This window comes from Suicoccus acidiformans, assembly GCF_003546865.1.
Taxonomy (GTDB): domain Bacteria; phylum Bacillota; class Bacilli; order Lactobacillales; family Aerococcaceae; genus Suicoccus; species Suicoccus acidiformans.
The window spans coordinates 2,501,869-2,525,000 of record NZ_CP023434.1; the positions used below are offsets into that span (position 1 = coordinate 2,501,869).

A 23,132-nucleotide genomic window follows, 5' to 3' on the forward strand; every position below is an offset into this window, starting at 1 on the left:
TATCAGTAGCCCGTTACTCTGCTTGGTTCTCTTCAGTCATAACTTGCTCAAGTTGGCTCTTAAGTTCTTGGGTATCAAGAGATGCGTTTAGCTCTTGCAATGCTTGTAAGAACTCAAAGCCAAGCAATTCCTCGAAAGCTTCCTGACTGAGAATTTGTTCGTCTTCAATTGGATAGAAAGACACATCCGCTATATTGAGATAGTACTCTAAGCCTGTGTCCGCTGTTTCATTCGGTTGATTTAATAAAGCTACACCTAGTTCATTTAATGCATATGCAAAAGACACACTGCCGAAATAACCCTCTGTAAAGTTACCAGTAAAGTCAGCAATAGCATTCATATCACTCGCCTTACCTTGGGCAATCTCATTAAATTGTTGATGTAAAGCCTCGTCTTGTTCAATTTGGAATAAATCTGCCCCTTCTTCAGACACACGGGTTGCATCGATGCCTTCTGTATCCATCCATGACGCAACCGCTTGAAGTAGCCATTGATTTAACTGGTTAGCTTCTTGGTAATCAGCTAATAATTCCTCCGATAAATCCAGCTCAACAAATTTATTCTCAAGCTCAGCAGCATGCTCTTGGCTGTATTGGTAGAACTCTTCTACAACCGTACCTGCATAAGATTCAGGGAAGATTGTCATGGCATCTGCCGCATATTTCATGACATCTTCTAAAGAGACAAAGACACGTTGAGGCGTCCCTTCTGCGTCTACTTCAAACATGATGCTTTGCGGGAGATAAGGGGGTTCGTTACGACTTAAATAGGCATAATTATCTCCGTACATCAAGACCTTCTGTATCCCTTGAATCTGACCGGCCATTAAATCAAAGACTGTGTATTGTAGAACCTTCGTATCATTACCATTAATTAAGCGATTTAACAGTTCCTGAGGAGTACTTACTTCTTCCAGTGAAGATTCAGAAGCCTCGGCCATTGAATCTTCCTCCTTCGCGCTGTCTTCCTGCGCTGGTTCTTCAGTTTCACCGCTTGCTGCTTCAAGATTCTCTGTACTTTGGCTTTCCGCTTCGCTCTCCTCGCTCATTTCCACGGATTCACTTGTTACACCAGTACCCCATTCTATAGATTCAATCGGTGAAATATTCTCGGCCAATACTGCTTTAGACACATCTGCAAGCAATAAGCCAAGCACCATCGTTGTCAATATTATCTTTACTCGCTTCATTTACTTCTCCAATCTTTCTTCAATTCGTCGGATAATTTCCGGCAGTTCCTCTAAAGAACGTATAATATAATCAGCCTCTTCTAAATGCGCTAAGTGGGCGTCATCAATGGCTAAACCAATCGCTGCTTGTGTCAGTTGCCCATAGGCCATATCAATACTTGAGTCACCCACATACGCAATTTCATCCAAGCTAACCTCATACTCCTGGGCAAAGACATGAAGCGCGTCAGGTTTAGGCTTCGGTCCGAAATCATCCGCGCAAGCTACAAAGGACATATAGTCCAATAAGCCTGTTCGCTCTAAGGTAACCATCGTAATACTTCGATTATCATTCGTCACCACACCTAGAATGTAGTCCTTTTCTAAAGCCTTTAACACTTCTATACTTCCGGACATCAATTTCGCCGGCATCTTTGCATGTTGGATATAGTTTAAATAATGCGACTCAATAAAATGAGCTAGCTCCTTGGGGTCCTCGTTTAAATATTCAGCAAGGATATCCGCTTGTTCTTCGATACTCCCCGTCGCAAAAAGGGAGTTCGGTATAAGACCTGTGCGTGACTCGTTTATACCTAATAAACGGTCCATCCGCTTCCTCTCAGTAGCACTCAATACTTTTCGCCCTAGCAATAAATCTACCACTTCGACACTCGGCTCATCCCAAGTTTCTCCCAACTCAATCAGCGTGCCATCTTTGTCAAACAAAATAGCTTTAAGCATCTTTCTCCTCCATTGCTTTCAAGCGATTCATATCAGTGTGATTATACCACATTTCCCATAAAAATTAAGTGATAATATCCGCATTCACCCTTGCTAAAGTTTAAAATATTAAAAAAATATTATTTTTTCATGAATTCTTCAACTGTTCGTACTCAAATATGGTAAAATACCTTCATAGGAGGCGACATAATGGATATTAAAATTTTTCAATCCGCTCAGGAGGCCACTGAAGAGGCTTTTCGTCTATTAGCCGCGGCTAAAGAAGACGGAGCAACAACTTTTGGTTTAGCAACCGGATCAAGTCCTGAAGGACTCTATGAGTTGTTAAGAGCATCTGATTTAGATTTCACAGACGCTTACGCATTGAACTTAGATGAATATAGAGGTCTGCCAGCCGATCACGAGCAAAGCTATGCTTACTTCATGCAGGATAAACTTTTCAAAGCAAAACCATTCAAGGAAACATTTATCCCGAATGGTATGGCTGAAGATCCTGAAGAAGAAGTGGCGCGCTATGATCAAGTCATTAAAAATCATCCCATTGATTTCCAAATTCTGGGTATTGGTCCTAATGGGCACATTGGCTTTAATGAGCCAGGAACATCCTTTGAAGTTACAACACATTTAACAGACCTAGCACCGGCAACCATCCAAGCAAACCAACGCTTCTTTGAATCCGAAGCAGATGTCCCTAAACAAGCTTACACTATGGGTATTGCATCCATCTTAAACAGTAAGCAGATTGTGTTAATGGCATTTGGTGAAGCAAAAGCGCAAGCGGTCAAAGGAATGATTGAAGGATCAGTCACTGAAGCGCTCCCAGCCAGTGTATTACAGACCCATGAGAATGTCACCGTGTTATTAGACCAAGATTCAGCTAGCCTACTCAGTCATTGATGTATTTTATTGACCGAAAGATACTACAGATTCTTATGCTGTGTATCTTTCGGGTTTTTGTGCTCTTTTAAAATTCATTTATAAATGACTAAATAGTGCCCCCAATTTATCCCGGTTCATAGTAACTAAAGTTTGTTAATACGCGCATTTATAAGGCTATTTTCTTTATATTTTAAACCTTTTGTGTTATCTTTACTATGAACAATTTATTTCTATTATATCCTCTCTCGCCCCTCTTAGTATTGCATTGAAAGGAGGATAGGTTCACATGTATATCTCAAATGTTAATTCTGCTTCAATTAAATTAAAATCCATTGAAAACGAGACGGTAGCAGTAGACGATGAGGTGACAATTTATTCAGAGAATGAATTGATCCTTTTATACTTTAATAAAGGCGCTAGCGATTATATTATTAATGGTGATACACAAAAGCAGGAAATGAAAAAACGAGATCTAGTCATTCTAAATCCAGGGAACGCTTTAACTTTCATCCCCGTTCGTAAAATTGAATGGATAAAAGTAGTATTAACTGGGGTGTTGTTTACGTCGTCGTTAGATATTAACTCAGCCAATGAGCTATTTATCATCAACGATCAACATAGCATGATTCGTAGATACTTGGAGCTTGCACTCATTGAGAATAATCATCGCTTCAGAGGCTCAGACATTATCTTGAGGAAGCTGCTTGAATCAGTTATGGTACATATCTTGAGGAACAGTGAACTTTCAATTAAGGACTCAACCATTCAGACCAAGAATAGTGATATCGATAAAGTTCAACAGTACATCCGCGAAAACTATCATGAGAAGATTACCTTAGATCAGTTATCCGAATTAGTTGATATTAATAAGTATTATCTTATACGCTTATTTAAGCAGAAAACAGGCTTATCACCCATCGATTATTTAATTCATGTACGTCTTGAGCAGGCCGAGAATTTACTCAAGCAAACTGATTTGACGATTTCTAAAATCTCAGATATGGTTGGCTTTCATTCACCATCACATTTCTCAAAGACCTTTAAAGAAAGTAATCACTTAACTCCATCTCAGTTTCGCAAGAATTACCGTCAAGAGATCGCTCAAAGTAACTAACGTATAGCTTAAATAAAGAGGCTCCCGATTTGGGAGCCTCTTTTGCTGCTAGGTTATCTCTACTAACTTAATCTCCGTGAAGTATCCTCATCTAGACTTCTTAGGAGACGATAACGCCTAAATCTTTACTCAATACCGCGAACACGGCGGATTACTTCAGCAATTTCATCGACATAGTAATCTACCTTCTCATCGGTTGATGCTTCTGCCATCACTCGTAACAATGGCTCAGTTCCACTTGGACGCACAAGAATACGTCCGTCACCTGCCATTTCCGCTTCAATTTTATCGACAATTTCCTTCACTTCAGGTTCGTCCATCACCGTATATTTGTCCCTTACCCGAACATTAACTAGCTTCTGAGGGAATATTTGAACATCGCTAGCTAACTCTGACAAACTCTTGCCGGTTTCTTTCATAATAGACAGCAATTGAATCCCCACAAGTAAGCCATCACCTGTTGTATTATATTGGGATAAGACAATGTGGCCAGACTGCTCGCCACCTAAAGTATAATTACCTTCACGCATCGCTTCTACGACATAACGGTCGCCTACTTTGGTCGTAATCATATTCAAGCCCTCGGCTTCACCAGCCTTATGGAAGCCAAGATTGCTCATTACCGTTGAGACAATCGTATGGTCTTTCAGGCGCCCACGGTCATTGAGGTATTTACCGATGATAAACATTATTTTATCCCCATCAACCAGTGCACCCGTTTCATCCACTGCAATAACGCGGTCACCGTCCCCATCAAAAGCCAAACCAACCATTACGCCCTTTTCAACAACTAGGTTCTGTAAGGCCTCTGGATGAGTTGAACCTACTCCATCATTAATGTTTAACCCATTTGGTCGGTCACCCATCGTAAAGAAATCAGCATCTAGGTCAGCAAACAGTTGGTTCACAAGGGGTGAAGTTGCCCCATGGGCAGCATCAATTGCGACGCTAATACCTGAAAGGTCATCAGGAATAGTCGATTGGAGGAAATTGATATACTTTATCGTCCCTTCAGGGAACTCATCGACGGTTCCTAAACCTTGAGCGCTTGGTCTTGGAAGCTCATCATCTTGATTTAACAGTGCTTCAATTTCAGCTTCTTGTTCATCTGACAGCTTATATCCATCTGCCCCGAAGAATTTAATTCCATTATCTTCCACGGGGTTATGTGAAGCACTAATCATCACGCCCGCTGTAACACCTTGGGTCCGGGTTAAATAAGCAACAGCAGGTGTTGAAATGACTCCCAGTTGCATCACTTCGATTCCTACGGATAATAAACCAGCAATCAAAGCATGTTCAAGCATTTCCCCTGAAATACGCGTGTCTCTAGCGACAAGAACACGAGGTGCTTCACCTTCAGACAAATCTGCATGCTGCCAGAGAACATAACCTCCAACACGCCCTAATTTAAAAGCTAATTCTGGGGATAATTCCTGATTGGCTACCCCTCTAACACCATCAGTTCCAAAATATTTAACCATAGTCTAACTCCTTATGTGTAATTTCTCATGATTCTTGACCGGCCGACTCCACTGGAACTTCAGCTGGATTATCCACTGGTTCTTCTACTTGTCCACTACTCGCTGCGCCTTCTTCGAGACGCTCATCCTTATGTTCCTGCGTAACTTCCTCAGTAGATGAATTGGATTCGGATAGGACACGATCACTTGCTTGAATATCCACATGAACTTCAACATCGTACGGTCCATTATAGGTTACATTGGCAGGAATTTGAATTTGCCCGAGTACCGTACCCGACTCCGTCATATTCGATACATCTACTAATACGTCAAGCGTAGAGATGGGATGGGAAGCTTGCACAGAAACTTCCGAGAACTGTACAAGTTGATATTGGTATTGATATTGACTTGACTCGCCTTGGGCTAGCACATTTAGGGATGCCGTTTGCTCTAAAGGCTCAATATCAACAGTTGCTTCAATTTCTGTTTTGTTCGCACTAATATCTAATAAATCACCTGCTTGGTCGACAATTTTAAGTGGATACGTATCCACGAAACTTTCGCTCTTTGGTTGATTACTCGTAATCTTAATATATACTCGGTCTAATTTCTCAATCGCTTCGCTCGTGCCGCTTAAAGTTACCTCAGGAATATTCAAGCGAACATCGGATACTTGATAGCCGGCTGCTACTAATTCTTCGCTGATCTCATATTCAACCGGCAAGGTAACAGTCTCGCGTTTAGAAACTTGCACAATCACCCGAGACGGTGTCGTTTGATATTCAACGTCTTCGGGTAAGCCAATCACCTCTAAACGAACGGTGCGTGATCCTGGTGGTACACCCACAAGACTTTCTGTTTGTACTCGAATCGTATCTCCTGTGACTTGGTTAATAATATTGCGTGGACCAGTCAGACGTACGGTCGCTTTCTCTGGCAAATCACTGATAAAGGTATTCTCATCAGTCTCGCCTAAGTAGACCGGCACATTCGAAATGGTCTCTGTTACATTCACACTCGCAAACTCTTGATTACGGGCTATTCGCATAGACATATTGGTATTCTCAGTTGAGACAAAAGCATATAAGAAAACCGCACAGACGAGCGAAATAAACATTAAAAACCATTTATTATCAAATGCTGTTTTTTTCATTCGTCTTCACCTCTTTGCTTAAAGGTATCAAAGAAGAAGCCTTTAACCGGTTCGATAAGACTCTTATTGGTCGTCTGCTCCTCTTCTACATATAGGAATTTAATCAATAAATCAGTCAATTCATCTTCTTTAAGATCTCGGTAGAGTACTTCATTCTTCGTTATACTAATCGATCCAGTTTCTTCAGATACAATCAAAGTGAGGGCGTCACTAACTTCGGATAAACCAATTGCTGCACGGTGACGGGTCCCCAATTCTTTAGAGATAGAATCCGATTCGGATAAGGGTAAATAACAAGATGCAGCAGCTATACGATAATCACTCACAATCACTGCACCATCATGTAAGGGTGTATTCGGAATAAAAATGTTAATAAGCAGTTGATTGGAAATTTCCGAATCTAGGGGTATCCCGGTCTCTATATACTCACCGAGCTCATCTTGATCTTTAACGGAAATCAAAGCCCCGATTTTACGCCGCGACATATAACGAGCCGCATATACTAAGTCATCAATTAACTTCATACTAAGATTCTTCTCAACGCGCTTATTACGAAATAAATTCTGACCTAGGTTTTGTAAGGCCCGTCTTAATTCTGGCTGGAATAGAATAATTGCCGCCACTACTCCCCAGGCTAATACTTGCCCTAAAAGCCAGTCTATCGTCTGAAGTCCTAGAATTGAACTAAGAAACTTCGCCGCGATAAAGACAGCGATGCCTTTTAATAAATTCATCATCTGTGTGCCACGCGCATACATTAGTAATTTATAAATTAAGTACCAGACAATAATAATGTCCAGTAGTTGGATGAGTGGTTGAGCCCCCATCACTTGATTAAACCAATCTAGCAACAATTTCACCCTCTTTTTATTCTCAGCTAATATTATAACAAATTAAACTGGACTTGTGGTCAATACTCCTCAGTTTTTGTTCGCTTCAACGTGAAGTAGTCGGGTACTGGATCATAACCTCCTTCTGCAAAGGGATGGCAACGCAGAATACGTGCAAGCGCCATCAGAAATCCTTTCCCAGCCCCAAATTTCTCAATGGCTAAGAGCCCATAATTAGAACAACTGGGTTTATAGCGACAGGTAGCTGGAAATAAGGGCGAGATGAATTGTTGATACATACGAATCAGACCGATCAATAAGTGAGACATGCGATCACCTCTAACTTTAATAACCATATTCTAACCCACATACTTTAAGCTTGTAAACTAAATCCAACTTTTCCTCAAAGGAAATATCCGTTATGATAAACCTAAGGAGTGATTATATGAAATTAGAAACCCAACGTATCAGTAAACTACAAACCCTCATGGCCAAAAATAACTTAAGCAATCTTCTCATCAGTGACCCAAAGAGTATTCGCTATTTCACCCAATACGAAACCGATCCTGGCGAGCGTCTATTGCTCTTACACATTTCTCAGAACGAACCTGCCCGCCTCTATTTAAATCAACTTTTCCCACCCGCGCAATTTGCTAAGGAAGATGCTAATAATATTCATATCAACACTTACCGCGACGGAGAACCTATTATAAAACAAGTTGCCACATCATTAGAGGACGGCGTGACCGGTATTGATAAGTTCTGGCCGAGTCACTTCCTCTTGCAACTACTCGAGGAGCAACCTCACTTACACGTTGTAAATGGCTCTATCTTTGTCGATGACTTACGAGGGATTAAAGATAAGGACGAAATTGAGCGGATGAAGCAAGCCTCCCACCTAAATGATCAAATAATGCAAGAAACCATAGACTTTCTTCAGCAAGGCCCGACAGAAGTAGAAGCTCGTAATTTTATTCTGCAACGCTATCAAGAAACCGGCCATCAGGGTCCTTCCTTTGAGCCAATTGTCGCCTATGGCGCGAATGGCGCTGACCCACATCATACTGTAAGCCAGCAGACACCTCAAGCAGGCGATAGCATCGTGGTTGATATCGGTGGGCTATATAATGGCTATGCCTCTGATATGACCCGTACCTTCTTTTATCAAGAAGCATCCCAAGAAAGTCTGCAAATTTATCACCTCGTCCAAAAAGCTAACGAAGCCGCTATTCAAAGTATTCGTCCAGGCGTGACGTTTGCTGAAATCGATCGAATTGCTCGTGATATTATTAGTGAGGCTGGCTATGGCGAGTTCTTCACCCATCGCCTAGGCCACTTTATCGGCCAAGAAGCTCACGAAGCTGGTGACGTTAGTGAACACAATCATAGAACTGTCCAAGCCGGTCAAATCTTCTCCATTGAACCCGGAATTTATCTACTTGGAAAGCTTGGGGTAAGAATTGAAGACTTAGTGCTTGTTACCGAAGATGGTGTTGAAGTCCTTAACCATGTTAGCAAAGAGCCCATCATTATCGATCCTGCATAATCGTCAACTACATTTAAATAATTGGTTGACAATCATCTTGGTAAGTCTTATCCTTTAGTAAGTAAAGGAGGCCAAGATGATTCAAGATATTTTACAAACACTCCAAACGGCCAAGGAGCCGTTATCCGGCCAAGCTTTGGCTGATATGCTTGGCGTGAGTCGCACAACTATTTGGAAACATATTGAAAACTTGCGGAAAGAAGGCTATCAAATTACCAGTCTTGCCGGTCAAGGATACTTACTAACAGCTAGCCCTCATCGAAGTAATCTTCACGAACTACAACAGCTTACCCGAGAAGGTAATTTGTCCATAGCGATTCAAATCCACGATGAGGTAACTTCTACCAATGATTTAATGAAGCAGACTATCCTAAATCAATATCGTAATCAGCCGCAACTAATCGTTGCCCATAGGCAAACACAGGGACGCGGTCGCCAAGGTCGAACTTTCCACTCACAGATTCAAGAAGGCTTATACTTTAGTCTAGGCTTTCAACCCCAGGGCATCCCTCTGGAAGATTTGCATCTGTATACACTGCTAGCTGGCGTCGCTATGGCCGAAGCCATTGAAGCAACCTACCCCTTACCAGAGTCAATCCAATTAAAGTGGGTCAATGATCTATTCTACCAAGGGAAGAAAATAGGTGGTATTCTCAGTGAATCCGTTATGAGTCTGGAAGACAGTCAAGTGATGTATATTATCATAGGCATCGGCTTAAATATCGCTGCAGATTTCACAGATTCACCGATGGAGCAGGTCGCAGGAAGTCTCTTTACCGAAGATGTACCAGAAGCCTTTAACCAGAATAAACTCCTCACCCATTTCTTAGAGCGTTTCGATGTCTACAACCAGAATTTCCAAGGACGGACTTTTATCCAGAACTACCAAGAACGTCTGCTCGGACGTGGTAAATGGCTTAGCTATGAGATGGATGGTCAGTCCTATGAAGGTGAACTTATCGGAATGAACTCTCACGGTCAGCTACTGATGCGTAATCAGATTAATCAAGTTGTCCAATTAGACAGCCATCGCATTCATTTAGGTAGCAATCAATTTAAGGAGGATTAATATGACCCAAACTAGGAACCTTACTTTAACTGGCTTAATGCTAGCGATGTTGATTATCTGCTCCCAAATTAGCATACCCCTTGGTCCAGTCCCCATCACCTTGCAGACTTTTGCTGTGCTATTGATTGCATATCTACTAAAACCTAAGCAAGCTTTTATATGTACGAGCCTGTATCTTATCCTAGGTATCGCAGGTTTGCCCATCTTTGCCAACGCTGGCGGAGGGCTTCAGAGCATAACTTTGCCGACTTTTGGCTTTCTTTTAGCCTTTATCCCCGCTAGTGTGCTCACAGCCAAATATATAGAGCTTTTCGGACGTACATCTCGTTCCTATATGATAAGTGCCTTGCTCTTTCACAGTCTTGTTTACTTATTAGGTTTGTTATATTTTACTTGGATTATGAATGGTTACCTAGGCAAGCAGATGCACCTATGGCAAATTCTCTCAGTTGCCTTTCTTCCATTTATACCTGGCGATTGCTTGAAAGCAGGCATGGCTATTTACCTCAGCCGTAGACTCCATCAGGCTGGATTAGTTGAGTGAAATGTTTTGTTAGGCGGGTCTTCTTTGCTATCATGTTAAGTAAGGAGATGATTCAATGCTAAATAATTATTTCACCCTTAATAATGGTAGCACTGTGCCAGCCATCGGCTTTGGAACGGTAGGAATTAAAGGAGCCAAAGGGGTCACAACCATTCTTAGCGCATTAAATTATGGTTACCGCCTTATAGACACTTCAACGAACTATAATAACGAAGGCATGGTAGGTGAAGCCTTAAGGCGAACAAGTATCCCACGCGAAGAGATTCAAATCACTTCTAAGTTACCCGGAGCGAACCATCAATATGACGATGCGATTAATGCCATTCAAGAATCTTTATACCGCATTGGTATTGACTATTTCGACCATTATTTAATTCACTGGCCTCTGCCTAAACAAGGTCAATATGTTGAAGCATGGCAAGCCTTAGTTGACGCTCAGAAATGGGGACTGATTAAGAATATCGGCGTGTCCAATTTCTATCCAGAGCACTTGGACCGCATCATTGACGCAACCGGAATCGTACCGCAAATCAACCAAATCGAGCGACACCCTTACTTTAATCACAATGAAGTCGTCCAAGCTAATCAAGACTTAGGCATTCTTGTCCAGTCCTGGAGTAGTTTTGGTCGCGAAATTAATGACGTCTTAACCAATGATGTCATCAAAGCTATCGCAGATAAATACGAGAAGACACCAGCTCAGATTATTCTTCGTTGGAACTTAGACAGGGGTGTTATGCCTGTTGCGAAAGCTAGTTCACCGAAACATCAGCAGAGCAACCTTAACATCTTAGACTTCCGATTGTCTTTTGAAGACATCGAACGCATCAATCAACTAGACAAAGGCGAGAGCGGTAGGGTTGAAGGCCAACACCCGAATGAATACGAAGAGTTTGACTAATACTTCACCGCTAAAACAGATGCCAAAGAACCTGGTACTTAGGCTTAGCCTAATCTACCAGGTTCTTTGATATACTTATTGTAATTTCACGAATGATTATGCTGCAGTTTTGGCTTTATCACGACCTAATAAGAAGTTTAATAAGATTGCACCGATAACACCACCTATAAGCCAAGAGGCTAAATACATCACTGGATTGGTCACACCACCGGCTAAGACTGCGAAGATACCCCCATGTGGTACATAACTGATACAACCAAAGACCATACTTAAACCTCCAGCAACCCCTGCACCAATTGCAAGCGATGGAATGACCTTCAATGGTGAAGTAGCCGCGAATGGGATGGCTCCTTCAGTAATAAACGCTGCACCCATAACATAGTTGACTAGGGCACTATTTCTCTGCTCTTCAGTCCACAAATTCTTATTAATGGTAGCTGAAATTGCAATGGCAAGCGGTGGAACCATACCACCAATCATAACAGCGGCCATAACGTCTGAACCTGCACCATTTGACGCAGTGACCAAGGCTGTTCCAGTAACGTAAGCGGCCTTATTAATCGGTCCACCCATATCGATTGACATCATCGCGGCTGCAATAAATCCTAACACAACGCTTAATTCTTGAGGGATGCTTTGCAGACCATTCATTAAGGCATTCATCACCCAAGCCATCGGACGATTCACCACAAAGAACATCGCTAAGCCCATGAGTAAGACACCAAGAACTGGATAGATGAAAATTGGTTTCATCCCTTCGAGTGATTTAGGTAACCATGCGAAAGCTTTCTGTAAGAGCCAGATAATAGCACCGGCTAAGAAACCAGCAACTAAGGCGCCGAGAAAACCAGAAGATTCTGTATTGGCAAAGATACCTGTCCCTCCGCCAAAGGCAGATAAGATATGTGGGTTAGCAAATACACCACCCATGAAGCCGACAACTAAACCAGGACGATCGGCAAGTGATTGGCCGATAAATCCAGCTAGAACTGGTAACATCATTGCAAAGGACAAGCTTCCAAATAAGTTCAAGGTATGGGCAATCGAATTATAAGTTGGATCGGCTGGATCGGCTGCATTCAAGCCCCAGAAGAATGATAAAGCAATAAGGATTCCCCCCGCTACAACAAACGGTAACATATGAGATACGCCGTTCATCATATGCTTATAGAATTTCCGTCCAATGGACTCATTCTCATCATCCGCGGCCACCTCTTGTGCACCATCGGCGGCAGCGTGATATATCTTGGCATCTTGACGGACAGCCCGATCAACTAATTCATCCGCCTTATTAATCCCATCGGCGACTTTTGTAATAATGACTGGCTTGCCATCAAAACGTGCCATCGGCACTTGCTTATCTGCTGCAACAATAATAGCTGTAGCTCGGTCAATGTCATCACGCGTTAGAGGATTACCGATACCTGTTTGGCCATTTGTTTCTACCTTAATGGTGTAACCTGCTTTGGCAGCGGCTTGATTTAATTTCTCCTCGGCCATATAGGTATGCGCGATGCCTGTCGGACAGGCTGTTACCGCTAGAATATACGGCTCGTCTTCTGCAACGGTTTCAACCACCGTATCTTGATCTGCTGCTTCTTCTACTTCTTCATATGCTGCGAGTACATTTAACACATCATCCGCGCTTTGCGCTTCTAATAAGCCCGACTTAGCTTCAGGTTTCAGCAAAACTTTCGATAATTGTGCAAGCGCGGCCAAATGCTCTCCGCCACCTTCTGGTGCAGCAATCATAAAAATTAATTTGGCTGGTTGACCGTCAAAGGACTCCCATTCGATACCTTCCTGGCTACGACCAAAGACAATCGCTGCCTGCTTAACCGATGCATCTTGGGCATGGGGAATCGCAATTTCATCTCCTACACCTGTCGTTGATTGCCCCTCACGGGCTTCGAGTTTGGCAACATAAGCTTCAACATCACTCACGCCACCTACTTGGGCAAATCGCCCAGCCAAATGGCGTAGCGTTTCGCCTTTAGTTTGTGTTGCAAGAGACAAGTCCATTGCCTCTTTAACCATCAAATCTGTTAATTTCATATTTTCTCCCCCTATTTAATATTCTTTACTTCAATTTCTTGGAATAGCCGATCAATTAAATCACGCTTAGCAATCCCTACAGAATAAGCTGTCGCACTTCCACACGCTGCTCCCATCTGCAAACTTTCAGCATAATCCCCCGTCTTATCGAAATGTGCCATAAAACCTGCAACCATAGAATCTCCTGCACCGACAGAGTTAATTACTTCACCTTCAGGAATACCCGATTGAAACGCTTGGCCATCTTCTGTGACTAACAAGGCTCCGTCACCACCTAAAGAGACAATCACATTACGGGCACCCCGATTTTGCAAGCTCATGGCCGCATCAATGATAGCTTCTACACTGACTAAATCTGTATTGACAATCTCTTCCAACTCGTCTCGGTTAGGTTTAATTAAGAATGGTTTATACGGTAGACTTTGTGTCAGTAAATCTTTATTGGAATCCAGTACAAAGCGAATCCCTTTATCTAAACATAATTCCGCAACCTGGCGATAATGTAAGTGCGTTAGGCCTGGAGCTGCATTTCCAGCTAAATAGACCACGTCCACTTCTTCGAGCACCTCTGCTAAATATTCCAGTAAGGCTGCGAATTCCTCCTGGGAAACTTCCGGCCCTTTGGCGTTAATTTCAGTTTCTTCTTCACTTTTTATCTTTACATTAACCCGCGTAATACCGTCCACTTCAATGAAATGTTCTGAAATTCCTTCAGCTTCCATCGCCTGACGAATAAAGCTACCCGAAAAACCACCCACAAAACCAGTGGCAGTCGTGGCGACTCCCATTTGATTGAGAATGGTCGACATATTAATGCCCTTACCCCCGGCTACATAGTCATCCTTCATGGCACGATTTAGACTACCTAAATTAACCACAGGTACTTGCATGACTAAATCAACCGCTGGATTAAATGTAATTGTATAATGCATTAGTTTACCTCCTTTATATTACTAACCGCTTCATATCTTAATTTCATCTCATGAGACAAGTGCTCGGTTATAATGATTCCCTCATTTATGTCAAACACTTTCGTAAAGGTGACTTTATCAAATTTCGTGCTATCAGCTAGAATGAATGTTTGAATACTTTGCTTATTTGCCTGTTGCTTAATCACTGCTTCATCCCATTTAGGCGTCGTCAAGCCGTAACGATAATCCACCCCGTTAATGCCTAGAAAAGCCTTATGACAATGATAAGACGCTAATTGCTGACGGGCTGTTTCACCTACAATGGCTCCTGTATTCGGTCGAACGCGTCCGCCTAAGAGGATGGTTTCGATATTCATTTGGCTTAAATAATCTGCTTGGGAAATCCCATTCGTTACCACCAATAAGTCTTGATAACCCCCTAAGTGCGCTATCATTGCCAAAGTTGTCGTACCTGCATCGATAAATAAACAGTCGCCATCTTCTACAAGTAATGAAGCCGCGTGAGCTATTCTATTCTTAGCATCTAAGTTAAGTATTTCTTTCTCTTGCATGGATGCCTCAATAGCAATATTAAATTTCCGCTGAGCACCTCCATGAATTCGTGTTAATAGTCCCTCATCTTCCAAAGCAGATAAGTCTCTGCGTACCGTCGATTCAGAAACCTTCATTTCTTCCGCAAGCTGCGTTAATTTGACCGAACTTTTCTCATTAAGTTCTTCAAGAATATAGCGATGGCGCTCACTTGTAAGCATTCCCAACCCCCCTTTATATGTATTATAACCTATGTGTGTGGAAGATTCAATCAAAACCATTCATTAACTTCCATTTATTATTCATCTCACAAATATAACCAAGTTTATTTAAACGTGCTATAATAGGTTCATTAGAGTAAAGGAGTTGAAGTCTTTCATGCTATATGATATTAGCCGCAATACCAGTACCCGCTCTCCCATTAAAGCTTCATATATGGAAGAGTTATACCAACGCACCCACAGCCACTTATATCCAGATACAGAAATTAACACCCTTAAAGCACTTTATGCCAAGCGAAATCAACTCCCTATTGAGGAAATTGAATTTGCTTGTGGAGCTGATGAGTGGATTCAGAAAGTATTTATTGTATTTGGACAAGATGGAATTATGAGCTTAAGTCCAGAATTCTTCATGTTCCATGATTATGCTGCTCAACTGGAACTGCCTTTCTTTGAAATACCAGCTAATGAGCAATTTCAGTTCGATTTCCAAGCAATCCGCGGAGAAATACTCGCTCGAAAACCTAGTCTATTCATTCTCTCTAATCCGCATAATCCGACTGGACAGATGTTTGCGGAAGCTGATCTGCAACTTATTGCCGATACCATGGAAGAAATTGGCGGATATTTCGTCATTGACGAAGTCTACTCAGAGTTTGCGGAAACATACAATCGACCTGAAGGTGACCATATCCTTATCATTCGTTCTTTAAGCAAAATATACGGCTTAGCTGGGGTTCGCATCGGCGTCATTATCGCCCAAGGTGAAACCTATAAGCAAATTACCCGCATTAATCACCCATACCCACTAGACATCTACGCCATTAATATCGCCTGCATTCTCCTAGAAGATGAAGAATGGCTCAATGAATTTATGGACAGTGAATTTGAAGCAAGTAAGCAACTGAACAAAAGTTTCGAAGCGGTAGACGATTTAATTCAAGTTATTCCTAGTCATACAAACTTTGTCTTCACCTACGGCGAACATGCCGTTAATCTAGGTGAACATCTCCTTAAGGCAGGTTTTAAAGCGCGTTTCTACGAAGAAGATAATTTAAAAGCGTGTGTAAGGTATTCGATCATGCCCCTTGAAGCGTATCCAGCCTTCAATCAAGCTATCGCCGAATGGCGTAAGCAATTCTAAGATAACACAAAAGAACCCCTCCAACCCGAAGTGTTTCAGGTCGAAGGGATTCTTTCTATTTTCTATTTCCTATTTCCTATTCATCCAACGATGATCGGGCCAGAACATTTAATTGTTCAGCCAATTCAGTTGCCATTTGAGACCGCTGCTGCTTAAATTCTACAGTATCATTGAAAGCTAAAGCATCTCCGTGAAGAATTTCTCTTGTCTCACGGTTCGCATACAAAGGGACAAATTGAATATGCTGACCGGTATCTTTATAATAATACTTGTCCAAGTTCAAGAAACCTTCATACAACTCACCGACTTCTTGGGATTCAACTTCATAATCAATATTGGGAAAAATAATAATTGCCTGATTGTCCTTCAATGTTGCAATGGATTCGCGGAAAGTATGGACAATTTTGCGGGATTGGCGATAAACCGGTATAGATCTAAGCGATTGCATCAGCGAAGAAACCGCATAAGACGCAAGCCATGCGATTGGTTTAGCCAGCCACATGGGCAACCCAAAGCGTTCTGTAAAGGTATAATTAACATACTGATTATAACAGGCCTCTTGGTCAAGAAATGGACTAAATACCCAAGGTCTAATAAAATCGGGAAACCAACACAAGACACTCACTGGCCCGAACATATTATTATGGTGCGATACATAGACCGTCGCTTCCTTTTGCTCAGGTAAATGTTCGAGCCTCAACTTAGGTAGGATAATTCGCCCGATTCTTCGGATTATTTTGAAATAAGTTCCATATTCATAACTTGCCATGCGTTATCCTTTCCCTTTCAATTAAGATGAGAAAATTCCCTTAAACATATGCCAGCCGATACGCACAGAGTCCTGAATGGTACTATAATGCGACGTATGGTTGTCGTGATAGACCGTTTCTATTTCTACTAAATGCAAGCTTTTATGCTGCTTAGCAATCATAATTAACATATTTATTTCATACTCGAAGCGATTGCCTCTAAGAGCGATTAAATTCGCCAATTCCTGGCGATGCCAGGCCCTTAAACCAGTTTGAGTATCTTCTATTTCATAACCATATAACCACTTAAATAGCGTACTTGCAAGTCTGTTCCCTAATAGACTACGCTTTGGTACAGAAGGATCCGAGAAATTACGAACACCCAGAACATATTCTGCATCTTCATTCAATAAAGCTTCACCTACACGCAATACATCCTCAAGTAAGTGCTGGCCATCTGCATCTGCAGATACCATCCCTATATCATTCCAGTTTTGTTCTTGAAAGTATGTACAAGCCGTCTTTAAGGCTGCCCCTTTCCCTTGATTAATTTGATGCGTTAAAACCGTAGTTCGCTCAAGCATATTAATTCTTTGAAATAAATCCGTATAATGCTCATCACTACCGTCATTAACCACAAGCACATGCGATACACCAGCTGTGATTAAATGCTGTATATATTGATCTAAAGTATCCATTGGATTATAGGCCGGTATGGTAACTACGTAATCCTTCACTCATATTTCCCCCTCCAGGGTTACTTATACCCATAGATGTAATCCTTCTTAGTATACCAAATTTCACCGATAACAGGAATCATATTCAAAAAATAGAATAATTTTATTGCTAGCAAAAAAGCGTTCTTATGCTTTCACACATAAGAACGCTCTAATTCTTTAGGTTCTAAAATAAATACGGTTGATGGAAATTTCTCGACCGTTTTTAAGTGCAAAAAACGCAGATGTTCTTTAATATTAAAGTTGACCCAATAATAAAGGAGAACATCTACGTATGAATCATTTTATCGAAAAAACCTTCCAATTAAAAGACAAAAACATTGAAATAGATATGGATTATTGTGAAGAGATAGAATTCAAAGGGCGAACATCGCTCTTTTATCGAGGAACATTGGCATATAAACCGGAGGCTTGTCCTCATTGTGGCATTGCCAATAATGATTATGTCATTGTCAGTAATGGAAAACGCTCCTCTCGTCTGACATTAACAGCCAAATCAGGCTTACCTGCTTACTTAATCCTAGCTAAGCAACGCTTTTTATGCAAAGCCTGTGGGCGGTCATTTACAGCGAAGACATCCATCGTTAATCCTGACTGCTATATTACGAATCAAGTCAAACAACAGATTATGGACCGCGCCACAAGAGTCACTTGTGAAACAGATATCGCCAAAGATACTTTTGTATCACCAAATACAGTCCGACGGGTGATTCATGAAACCGCTCGAGCTATTCGAATACGGTCCACTGAACAGTTGCCTAAGCATCTATCCTTTGATGAATTTAAAAGCGTTAAGTCGGTTAAAGCAGCGATGAGCTTCATCTGTTGTGATACACTGTCACATAAAATCGTAGATGTGGTCGAAGACAGAAAAACACACTCACTCAGTGCTTATTTCTCAAGGTTTAGTCGCCAAGCACGTTACCAAGTTCAAACCATTACGATAGATATGTACGAACCATACATGCACCTGGCAAAGCGATGGTTTCCAAATGCAAAGATTATTCTTGATCCGTTCCATTTAATTCAAGCCTTAAATCGCGAATTAGATCGGACACGAATTCGTTACATGAACGAGGTTCGTTATAAAGATTCAAGACTCTATAATAAACTTAAGCGTTATTGGAAATTAATACTCAAACCAAAAAGCGACTTAATGTCTACTGAATACCATCGCTTCCCACTGTTTGATTGGTTAACCAATACTCGTAGCATTGTGGACTATCTCATTCAGCACGACGACGTCTTGAAGGATACCTATCAAATGGTGCATCAATTGGGCGATGCCTTAAGGGATAGGAACTGGCAACGATATCAAGAGATTTTGGCACAAAGCCGGTCCATGACACTTTCAAAAGGCTTAAGGCGTGTATTAAGGACGTTCAGAAAGTATGGGGAATATATCCACAACACACTCACACATGCAGGCCTTAGTAATGGTCCTATCGAAGGGATTAATAATAAGATTAAACTACTCAAACGCAATGGTTATGGTTACAGAAACTTCAGTCATTTTAGAGACAGAATATTACTCATGTGCCGACTTTATGAACCTAAGAACAAAGAAAAAGATCAAGCAACAAATTTAGTCGCTTGACCTTAAATTTACTCATCAACCCTATTTGACAAAGAGCCATTCTTTATTAAGCCACCTGTCGGAATCGAACCGACGACCTCTTCCTTACCATGGAAGCGCTCTACCTACTGAGCTAAGGCGGCACACATATTTCATTATACACAAAAAACTCCGCAAGTAGGGCTCGAACCTACGACATCATGATTAACAGTCATGCGCTCTACCAGCTGAGCTATTGCGGAATAACAACGTGTGCATGGCGACGACCTACTCTCACAGGGTCAAAGACCCCACTACCATCGGCGCTAAGAAGCTTAACGACTGTGTTCGGCATGGGAACAGGTGTGTCCTTCTTGCCAATATCACCACACATACATTGTCTTTGAGTCATCTCTTGATCACTCAAAACTGAATAACCTACATAAATTGTTGGATATAACCTACTAAGAACTGTAGTCCAGCTCGCTCAGGGTTCACCTTCACTCACTGGCTAATCGTGGTTAAGTCCTCGACCGATTAGTACGCGTCCGCTCAATACATCACTGCACTTACACTTCGCGCCTATCTACCTGATCGTCTCTCAGGGGTCTTACTTGTCATACAATGGGAAATCTCATCTTGAAGCTGGCTTCGCACTTAGATGCTTTCAGCGCTTATCCATCCCACACGTAGCTACCCAGCTATGCTCCTGGCGGAACAACTGGTACACCAGCGGTGTGTCCATCCCGGTCCTCTCGTACTAAGGACAGCTCTTCTCAAATTTCCTACGCCCGCGACGGATAGGGACCGAACTGTCTCACGACGTTCTGAACCCAGCTCGCGTACCGCTTTAATGGGCGAACAGCCCAACCCTTGGGACCGACTTCAGCCCCAGGATGCGATGAGCCGACATCGAGGTGCCAAACCTCCCCGTCGATGTGAACTCTTGGGGGAGATAAGCCTGTTATCCCCAGGGTAGCTTTTATCCGTTGAGCGATGGCCCTTCCATGCGGTACCACCGGATCACTAAGCCCGACTTTCGTCCCTGCTCGACTTGTAGGTCTCGCAGTCAAGCTCCCTTATGCCTTTGCGCTCTGCGAATGATTTCCAACCATTCTGAGGGAACCTTTGGGCGCCTCCGTTACGATTTAGGAGGCGACCGCCCCAGTCAAACTGCCCACCTGACACTGTCTCCCGTAGTCTGCCTACGCGGGTTAGAGGGTTCATCTGCCAAGGGTAGTATCCCACCAGCGCCTCCACCGAATCTGACGATCCGGTTTCCTAGGCTCCTACCTATCCTGTACATGGCAAACAAACACTCAATATCAAGCTACAGTAAAGCTCCATGGGGTCTTACCGTCCTGTCGCGGGTAACCTGCATCTTCACAGGTACTATAATTTCACCGAGTCTCTCGTTGAGACAGTGCCCAGATCGTTACGCCTTTCGTGCGGGTCGGAACTTACCCGACAAGGAATTTCGCTACCTTAGGACCGTTATAGTTACGGCCGCCGTTTACTGGGGCTTCAATTCGTACCTTCGCTTGCGCTAAGCACTCCTCTTAACCTTCCAGCACCGGGCAGGCGTCAGCCCCTATACGTCACCTTTCGGTTTGGCAGAGACCTATGTTTTTGGTAAACAGTCGCCTGGGCCTATTCACTGCGGCTGGCGTGAGCCAGCACCCCTTCTCCCAAAGTTACGGGGTCATTTTGCCGAGTTCCTTAACGAGAGTTCTCTCGATCACCTTAGTGTTCTCCACTTGACTACCTGTGTCGGTTTGCGGTACGGGTTAATATAAACTCGCTAGAAGCTTTTCTCGACAGTATGATTACTCACCTTCGCTACTTATTTTCACTCCCGGTCACAACTCGCGGTTAAAGACATAAGCATTTCACTCACATCTCCACTTGTTGCTTCGACAGGCATCCATCAGCCTGCGTGAGGTCACCTCCTGTGTCCCTCCATCACTCAAACGTTTATATTAAGTACAGGAATCTCTACCTGTTGTCCATCGCCTAGACCTGTCGGCTTCAGCTTAGGTCCCGACTAACCCTGGGCGGACGAGCCTTCCCCAGGAAACCTTAGTCAATCGGTGGACGGGATTCTCACCCGTCTTGCGCTACTCATACCGGCATTCTCACTTCTATACAGTCCACGGCTCCTCACGGTACCGCTTCTCCCCATATAGAACGCTCTCCTACCATCCTCTCGGATCCACAGCTTCGGTGTACTGTTTAGCCCCGGTACATTTTCGGCGCAGAGTCACTCGACTAGTGAGCTATTACGCACTCTTTCAATGGTGGCTGCTTCTAAGCCAACATCCTAGTTGTCTGTGCAACTCCACATCCTTTTCCACTTAACAGTAACTTGGGGACCTTAGCTGGTGGGCTGGGTTGTTTCCCTTTCGACTACGGATCTTATCACTCGCAGTCTGACTCCCAGAGATACGTCTGTGGCATTCGGAGTTTATCTGGATTCGGTAAACCTTAAGGCCCCCTAGTCCAAACAGTGGCTCTACCTCCACGACGCTTACTCTGAGGCTATACCTAAATATATTTCGGAGAGAACCAGCTATCTCCAGGTTCGATTGGAATTTCACCGCTACCCACACGTCATCCGAACACTTTTCAACGTATTTCGGTTCGGGCCTCCAGTGCGTCTTACCGCACCTTCACCCTGCACATGGGTAGGTCACCTGGTTTCGGGTCGACAATAACGAACTTTCGCCCTATTCAGACTCGCTTTCGCTTCGGCTTCAGCTCTTCACTTTAACCTTGCTCGTTATCGTCACTCGCCGGTCCATTCTACAAAAGGTACGCCATCACCCTTTAACGGGCTCTGACTACTTGTAGGCACACGGTTTCAGGTACTCTTTCACTCCCCTCCCGGGGTGCTTTTCACCTTTCCCTCACGGTACTGGTTCACTATCGGTCACTAGGGAGTATTTAGCCTTGCCAGATGGTCCTGGCGGATTCCGACGGAATTTCACGTGTTCCGCCGTACTCAGGATACTCTTAGGTATATTCAAGTTTTCGTTTACGGGGCTCTCACCCTCTCTAGCCAGGTTTCCCAACCTGTTCAACTAACTTCAATACGTCCACGTTAGAGTCCTACAACCCCGATGTGCATGCACATCGGTTTGGGCTCTTCCCGTTTCGCTCGCCGCTACTCAGGGAATCGATCTTTCTTTCTCTTCCTGCAGGTACTTAGATGTTTCAGTTCTCTGCGTCTACCTCGCTCTCGCGTGACAGCCATTAGCTGCCGGGTTCCCCCATTCGGATATCTCCGGATCAAAGCTTACTTACAGCTCCCCGAAGCATTTCGGTGTTCGTCCCGTCCTTCATCGGCTCCTAGTGCCAAGGCATTCACCGTGCGCCCTTACTTACTTAACCACAGTATTTTATTGCGCTATTTGGTTTAATGTTGATTGCGGTTAATTCGCAATCCAGTTCGTTCGTGCTAAAGCTATCGTTTAAGGCGTCTGACTTGCGGCTCTTTAGAGCCTCCGGTCATCCGGCTTAACCGTACGCTTTTTTACGCACTCGCTCACCTTTTTCTTAAACTCGGTCAATTCTCGGTTTGATTATATCAATTTTAAGAATTTATGTTTGTTTCATAACATACTCGCATCGAATATATTATGATGGTTATTCAGTTTTCAATGATCAAGGTTGAGTTCTACTTATGTAAAGCACACTCAAAACTGAACAAAGACTCCCATTGTGTCGGTTCCATTACTCCTTAGAAAGGAGGTGATCCAGCCGCACCTTCCGATACGGCTACCTTGTTACGACTTCACCCC

General features: G+C 43.0%; 19 protein-coding genes, 2 tRNA genes and 3 rRNA genes (1 of these 24 running past the window's edge). 8 read left to right on the forward strand and 16 right to left on the reverse strand.

Annotated elements, in window-relative coordinates; translation table 11 throughout:
• Positions 1-13 precede the first annotated feature (13 nt).
• Entirely contained in the window at positions 14-1,189 is a 1,176-nt protein-coding gene (locus CL176_RS11820) for a hypothetical protein (protein WP_118991473.1), read from the reverse strand.
• On the reverse strand, positions 1,190-1,909 hold the full coding sequence (locus CL176_RS11825) for an HAD family hydrolase (protein WP_118991474.1): 720 nt from the start codon (positions 1,907-1,909) through the stop codon (positions 1,190-1,192).
• Positions 1,910-2,098: 189 nt separating this feature from the next.
• Here CL176_RS11825 and CL176_RS11830 point away from each other — a divergent pair, with 189 nt between their 5' ends.
• Positions 2,099-2,806: a glucosamine-6-phosphate deaminase gene (locus CL176_RS11830; RefSeq protein WP_118991475.1), complete on the forward strand. Its 708-nt coding sequence runs from the start codon at positions 2,099-2,101 to the stop codon at positions 2,804-2,806.
• Positions 2,807-3,074: 268 nt separating this feature from the next.
• Entirely contained in the window at positions 3,075-3,902 is an 828-nt protein-coding gene (locus CL176_RS11835) for a helix-turn-helix domain-containing protein (protein WP_118991476.1), read from the forward strand.
• A gap of 125 nt (positions 3,903-4,027) precedes the next feature.
• On the opposite strand, the gene glmM is transcribed toward CL176_RS11835, so the two are convergent.
• From glmM to yidD, 4 genes are read right to left on the reverse strand one after another with little or no spacing between them, the layout of a single operon-like run.
• Positions 4,028-5,386 carry a phosphoglucosamine mutase gene (gene glmM / locus CL176_RS11840; protein ID WP_118991477.1) on the reverse strand — a complete coding sequence of 453 codons (1,359 nt, stop codon included), beginning with the start codon at positions 5,384-5,386 and terminating at the stop codon, positions 4,028-4,030.
• 25 nt (positions 5,387-5,411) lie between these two features.
• Positions 5,412-6,518, reverse strand: a complete 1,107-nt coding sequence (locus CL176_RS11845; RefSeq protein WP_118991478.1) for a CdaR family protein — start codon at positions 6,516-6,518, stop codon at positions 5,412-5,414.
• Complete coding sequence (cdaA, locus tag CL176_RS11850; protein ID WP_240430559.1) at positions 6,515-7,378, reverse strand: diadenylate cyclase CdaA; 864 nt, start codon at positions 7,376-7,378, stop codon at positions 6,515-6,517. Before cdaA ends, CL176_RS11845 begins: the two co-directional genes overlap by 4 nt.
• 50 nt (positions 7,379-7,428) lie before the next feature.
• Positions 7,429-7,677 (reverse strand): membrane protein insertion efficiency factor YidD, encoded by a 249-nt coding sequence (gene yidD, locus CL176_RS11855; protein WP_205528117.1) that lies wholly within the window; start codon positions 7,675-7,677, stop codon positions 7,429-7,431.
• A gap of 116 nt (positions 7,678-7,793) precedes the next feature.
• Between yidD and CL176_RS11860 the strand changes: the two genes are divergently transcribed.
• The 4 genes from CL176_RS11860 to CL176_RS11875 all read left to right on the forward strand — a co-directional run bounded on the left by CL176_RS11860 (position 7,794) and on the right by CL176_RS11875 (position 11,408).
• Positions 7,794-8,894: a M24 family metallopeptidase gene (locus tag CL176_RS11860; RefSeq protein ID WP_118991480.1), complete on the forward strand. Its 1,101-nt coding sequence runs from the start codon at positions 7,794-7,796 to the stop codon at positions 8,892-8,894.
• Positions 8,895-8,970: 76 nt separating this feature from the next.
• A complete protein-coding gene (locus CL176_RS11865; protein WP_118991481.1) occupies positions 8,971-9,963 on the forward strand; it encodes a biotin--[acetyl-CoA-carboxylase] ligase in 993 nt (330 codons plus the stop codon).
• 1 nt (position 9,964) lies between these two features.
• Positions 9,965-10,507, forward strand: coding sequence for a biotin transporter BioY (locus CL176_RS11870; protein WP_118991482.1), 543 nt, complete (start codon positions 9,965-9,967; stop codon positions 10,505-10,507).
• Between the two features lie 55 nt (positions 10,508-10,562).
• A complete protein-coding gene (locus tag CL176_RS11875; RefSeq protein ID WP_118991483.1) occupies positions 10,563-11,408 on the forward strand; it encodes an aldo/keto reductase in 846 nt (281 codons plus the stop codon).
• Positions 11,409-11,504: 96 nt separating this feature from the next.
• On the opposite strand, the gene CL176_RS11880 is transcribed toward CL176_RS11875, so the two are convergent.
• Genes CL176_RS11880 through CL176_RS11890 form a run of 3 tightly spaced genes read right to left on the reverse strand, consistent with a single transcriptional unit; the run spans position 11,505 to position 15,147 of the window.
• Positions 11,505-13,463 (reverse strand): PTS fructose transporter subunit IIABC, encoded by a 1,959-nt coding sequence (locus CL176_RS11880; RefSeq protein ID WP_118991484.1) that lies wholly within the window; start codon positions 13,461-13,463, stop codon positions 11,505-11,507.
• Between the two features lie 11 nt (positions 13,464-13,474).
• Positions 13,475-14,395 (reverse strand): 1-phosphofructokinase, encoded by a 921-nt coding sequence (gene pfkB, locus CL176_RS11885; RefSeq protein WP_118991485.1) that lies wholly within the window; start codon positions 14,393-14,395, stop codon positions 13,475-13,477.
• Complete coding sequence (locus tag CL176_RS11890; RefSeq protein WP_162890976.1) at positions 14,395-15,147, reverse strand: DeoR/GlpR family DNA-binding transcription regulator; 753 nt, start codon at positions 15,145-15,147, stop codon at positions 14,395-14,397. The genes pfkB and CL176_RS11890 overlap by 1 nt, the downstream gene beginning before the upstream one ends.
• Positions 15,148-15,304: 157 nt before the next feature.
• Here CL176_RS11890 and CL176_RS11895 point away from each other — a divergent pair, with 157 nt between their 5' ends.
• Positions 15,305-16,291 (forward strand): aminotransferase class I/II-fold pyridoxal phosphate-dependent enzyme, encoded by a 987-nt coding sequence (locus tag CL176_RS11895; RefSeq protein ID WP_118991487.1) that lies wholly within the window; start codon positions 15,305-15,307, stop codon positions 16,289-16,291.
• A gap of 76 nt (positions 16,292-16,367) precedes the next feature.
• Here the strand turns inward: CL176_RS11895 and CL176_RS11900 are convergent, their stop codons facing one another.
• Positions 16,368-17,060 (reverse strand): lysophospholipid acyltransferase family protein, encoded by a 693-nt coding sequence (locus CL176_RS11900; RefSeq protein WP_118991488.1) that lies wholly within the window; start codon positions 17,058-17,060, stop codon positions 16,368-16,370.
• Between the two features lie 21 nt (positions 17,061-17,081).
• A complete protein-coding gene (locus CL176_RS11905; RefSeq protein ID WP_118991489.1) occupies positions 17,082-17,777 on the reverse strand; it encodes a glycosyltransferase family 2 protein in 696 nt (231 codons plus the stop codon).
• A 274-nt stretch (positions 17,778-18,051) separates the two neighbouring features.
• On the opposite strand from CL176_RS11905, the gene CL176_RS11910 reads away from it, so the two are divergent.
• Complete coding sequence (locus CL176_RS11910) at positions 18,052-19,374, forward strand: ISL3 family transposase (RefSeq protein WP_118989665.1); 1,323 nt, start codon at positions 18,052-18,054, stop codon at positions 19,372-19,374.
• Positions 19,375-19,423: 49 nt separating this feature from the next.
• Here CL176_RS11910 and CL176_RS11915 read toward each other — a convergent pair.
• From CL176_RS11915 to CL176_RS11935, 5 genes are all read right to left on the reverse strand, one after another.
• Positions 19,424-19,496, reverse strand: a tRNA-Thr gene (locus CL176_RS11915).
• A 26-nt stretch (positions 19,497-19,522) separates the two neighbouring features.
• Positions 19,523-19,595 (reverse strand) — tRNA-Asn (locus tag CL176_RS11920).
• 12 nt (positions 19,596-19,607) lie between these two features.
• Positions 19,608-19,723 (reverse strand): 5S ribosomal RNA (rrf, locus tag CL176_RS11925).
• Positions 19,724-19,849: 126 nt separating this feature from the next.
• Positions 19,850-22,722, reverse strand: a 23S ribosomal RNA gene (locus CL176_RS11930).
• Positions 22,723-23,075: 353 nt separating this feature from the next.
• Positions 23,076-23,132 (reverse strand): 16S ribosomal RNA (locus CL176_RS11935) (it continues 1,493 nt past the right edge of the window).
• Together the 16S, 23S and 5S rRNA genes with 2 tRNA genes alongside form the textbook arrangement of a ribosomal RNA operon.

Bases quoted from the DNA above. Each gene is read 5' to 3' on its own strand.
- CL176_RS11825 (WP_118991474.1), bottom strand. From the start codon at position 1,909: ATGCTTAAAGCTATTTTGTTTGACAAAGATGGCACGCTGATTGAGTTG.
- CL176_RS11895 (WP_118991487.1), top strand. From the start codon at position 15,305: ATGCTATATGATATTAGCCGCAATACCAGTACCCGCTCTCCCATTAAA.
- CL176_RS11900 (WP_118991488.1), bottom strand. From the start codon at position 17,060: ATGGCAAGTTATGAATATGGAACTTATTTCAAAATAATCCGAAGAATC.
- CL176_RS11870 (WP_118991482.1), top strand. From the start codon at position 9,965: ATGACCCAAACTAGGAACCTTACTTTAACTGGCTTAATGCTAGCGATG.
- CL176_RS11890 (WP_162890976.1), bottom strand. From the start codon at position 15,147: ATGCTTACAAGTGAGCGCCATCGCTATATTCTTGAAGAACTTAATGAG.
- CL176_RS11865 (WP_118991481.1), top strand. From the start codon at position 8,971: ATGATTCAAGATATTTTACAAACACTCCAAACGGCCAAGGAGCCGTTA.
- CL176_RS11860 (WP_118991480.1), top strand. From the start codon at position 7,794: ATGAAATTAGAAACCCAACGTATCAGTAAACTACAAACCCTCATGGCC.
- CL176_RS11910 (WP_118989665.1), top strand. From the start codon at position 18,052: ATGAATCATTTTATCGAAAAAACCTTCCAATTAAAAGACAAAAACATT.
- yidD (WP_205528117.1), bottom strand. From the start codon at position 7,677: ATGTCTCACTTATTGATCGGTCTGATTCGTATGTATCAACAATTCATC.
- pfkB (WP_118991485.1), bottom strand. From the start codon at position 14,395: ATGCATTATACAATTACATTTAATCCAGCGGTTGATTTAGTCATGCAA.
- CL176_RS11835 (WP_118991476.1), top strand. From the start codon at position 3,075: ATGTATATCTCAAATGTTAATTCTGCTTCAATTAAATTAAAATCCATT.
- CL176_RS11875 (WP_118991483.1), top strand. From the start codon at position 10,563: ATGCTAAATAATTATTTCACCCTTAATAATGGTAGCACTGTGCCAGCC.
- CL176_RS11845 (WP_118991478.1), bottom strand. From the start codon at position 6,518: ATGAAAAAAACAGCATTTGATAATAAATGGTTTTTAATGTTTATTTCG.
- CL176_RS11830 (WP_118991475.1), top strand. From the start codon at position 2,099: ATGGATATTAAAATTTTTCAATCCGCTCAGGAGGCCACTGAAGAGGCT.
- glmM (WP_118991477.1), bottom strand. From the start codon at position 5,386: ATGGTTAAATATTTTGGAACTGATGGTGTTAGAGGGGTAGCCAATCAG.
- CL176_RS11880 (WP_118991484.1), bottom strand. From the start codon at position 13,463: ATGAAATTAACAGATTTGATGGTTAAAGAGGCAATGGACTTGTCTCTT.
- CL176_RS11820 (WP_118991473.1), bottom strand. From the start codon at position 1,189: ATGAAGCGAGTAAAGATAATATTGACAACGATGGTGCTTGGCTTATTG.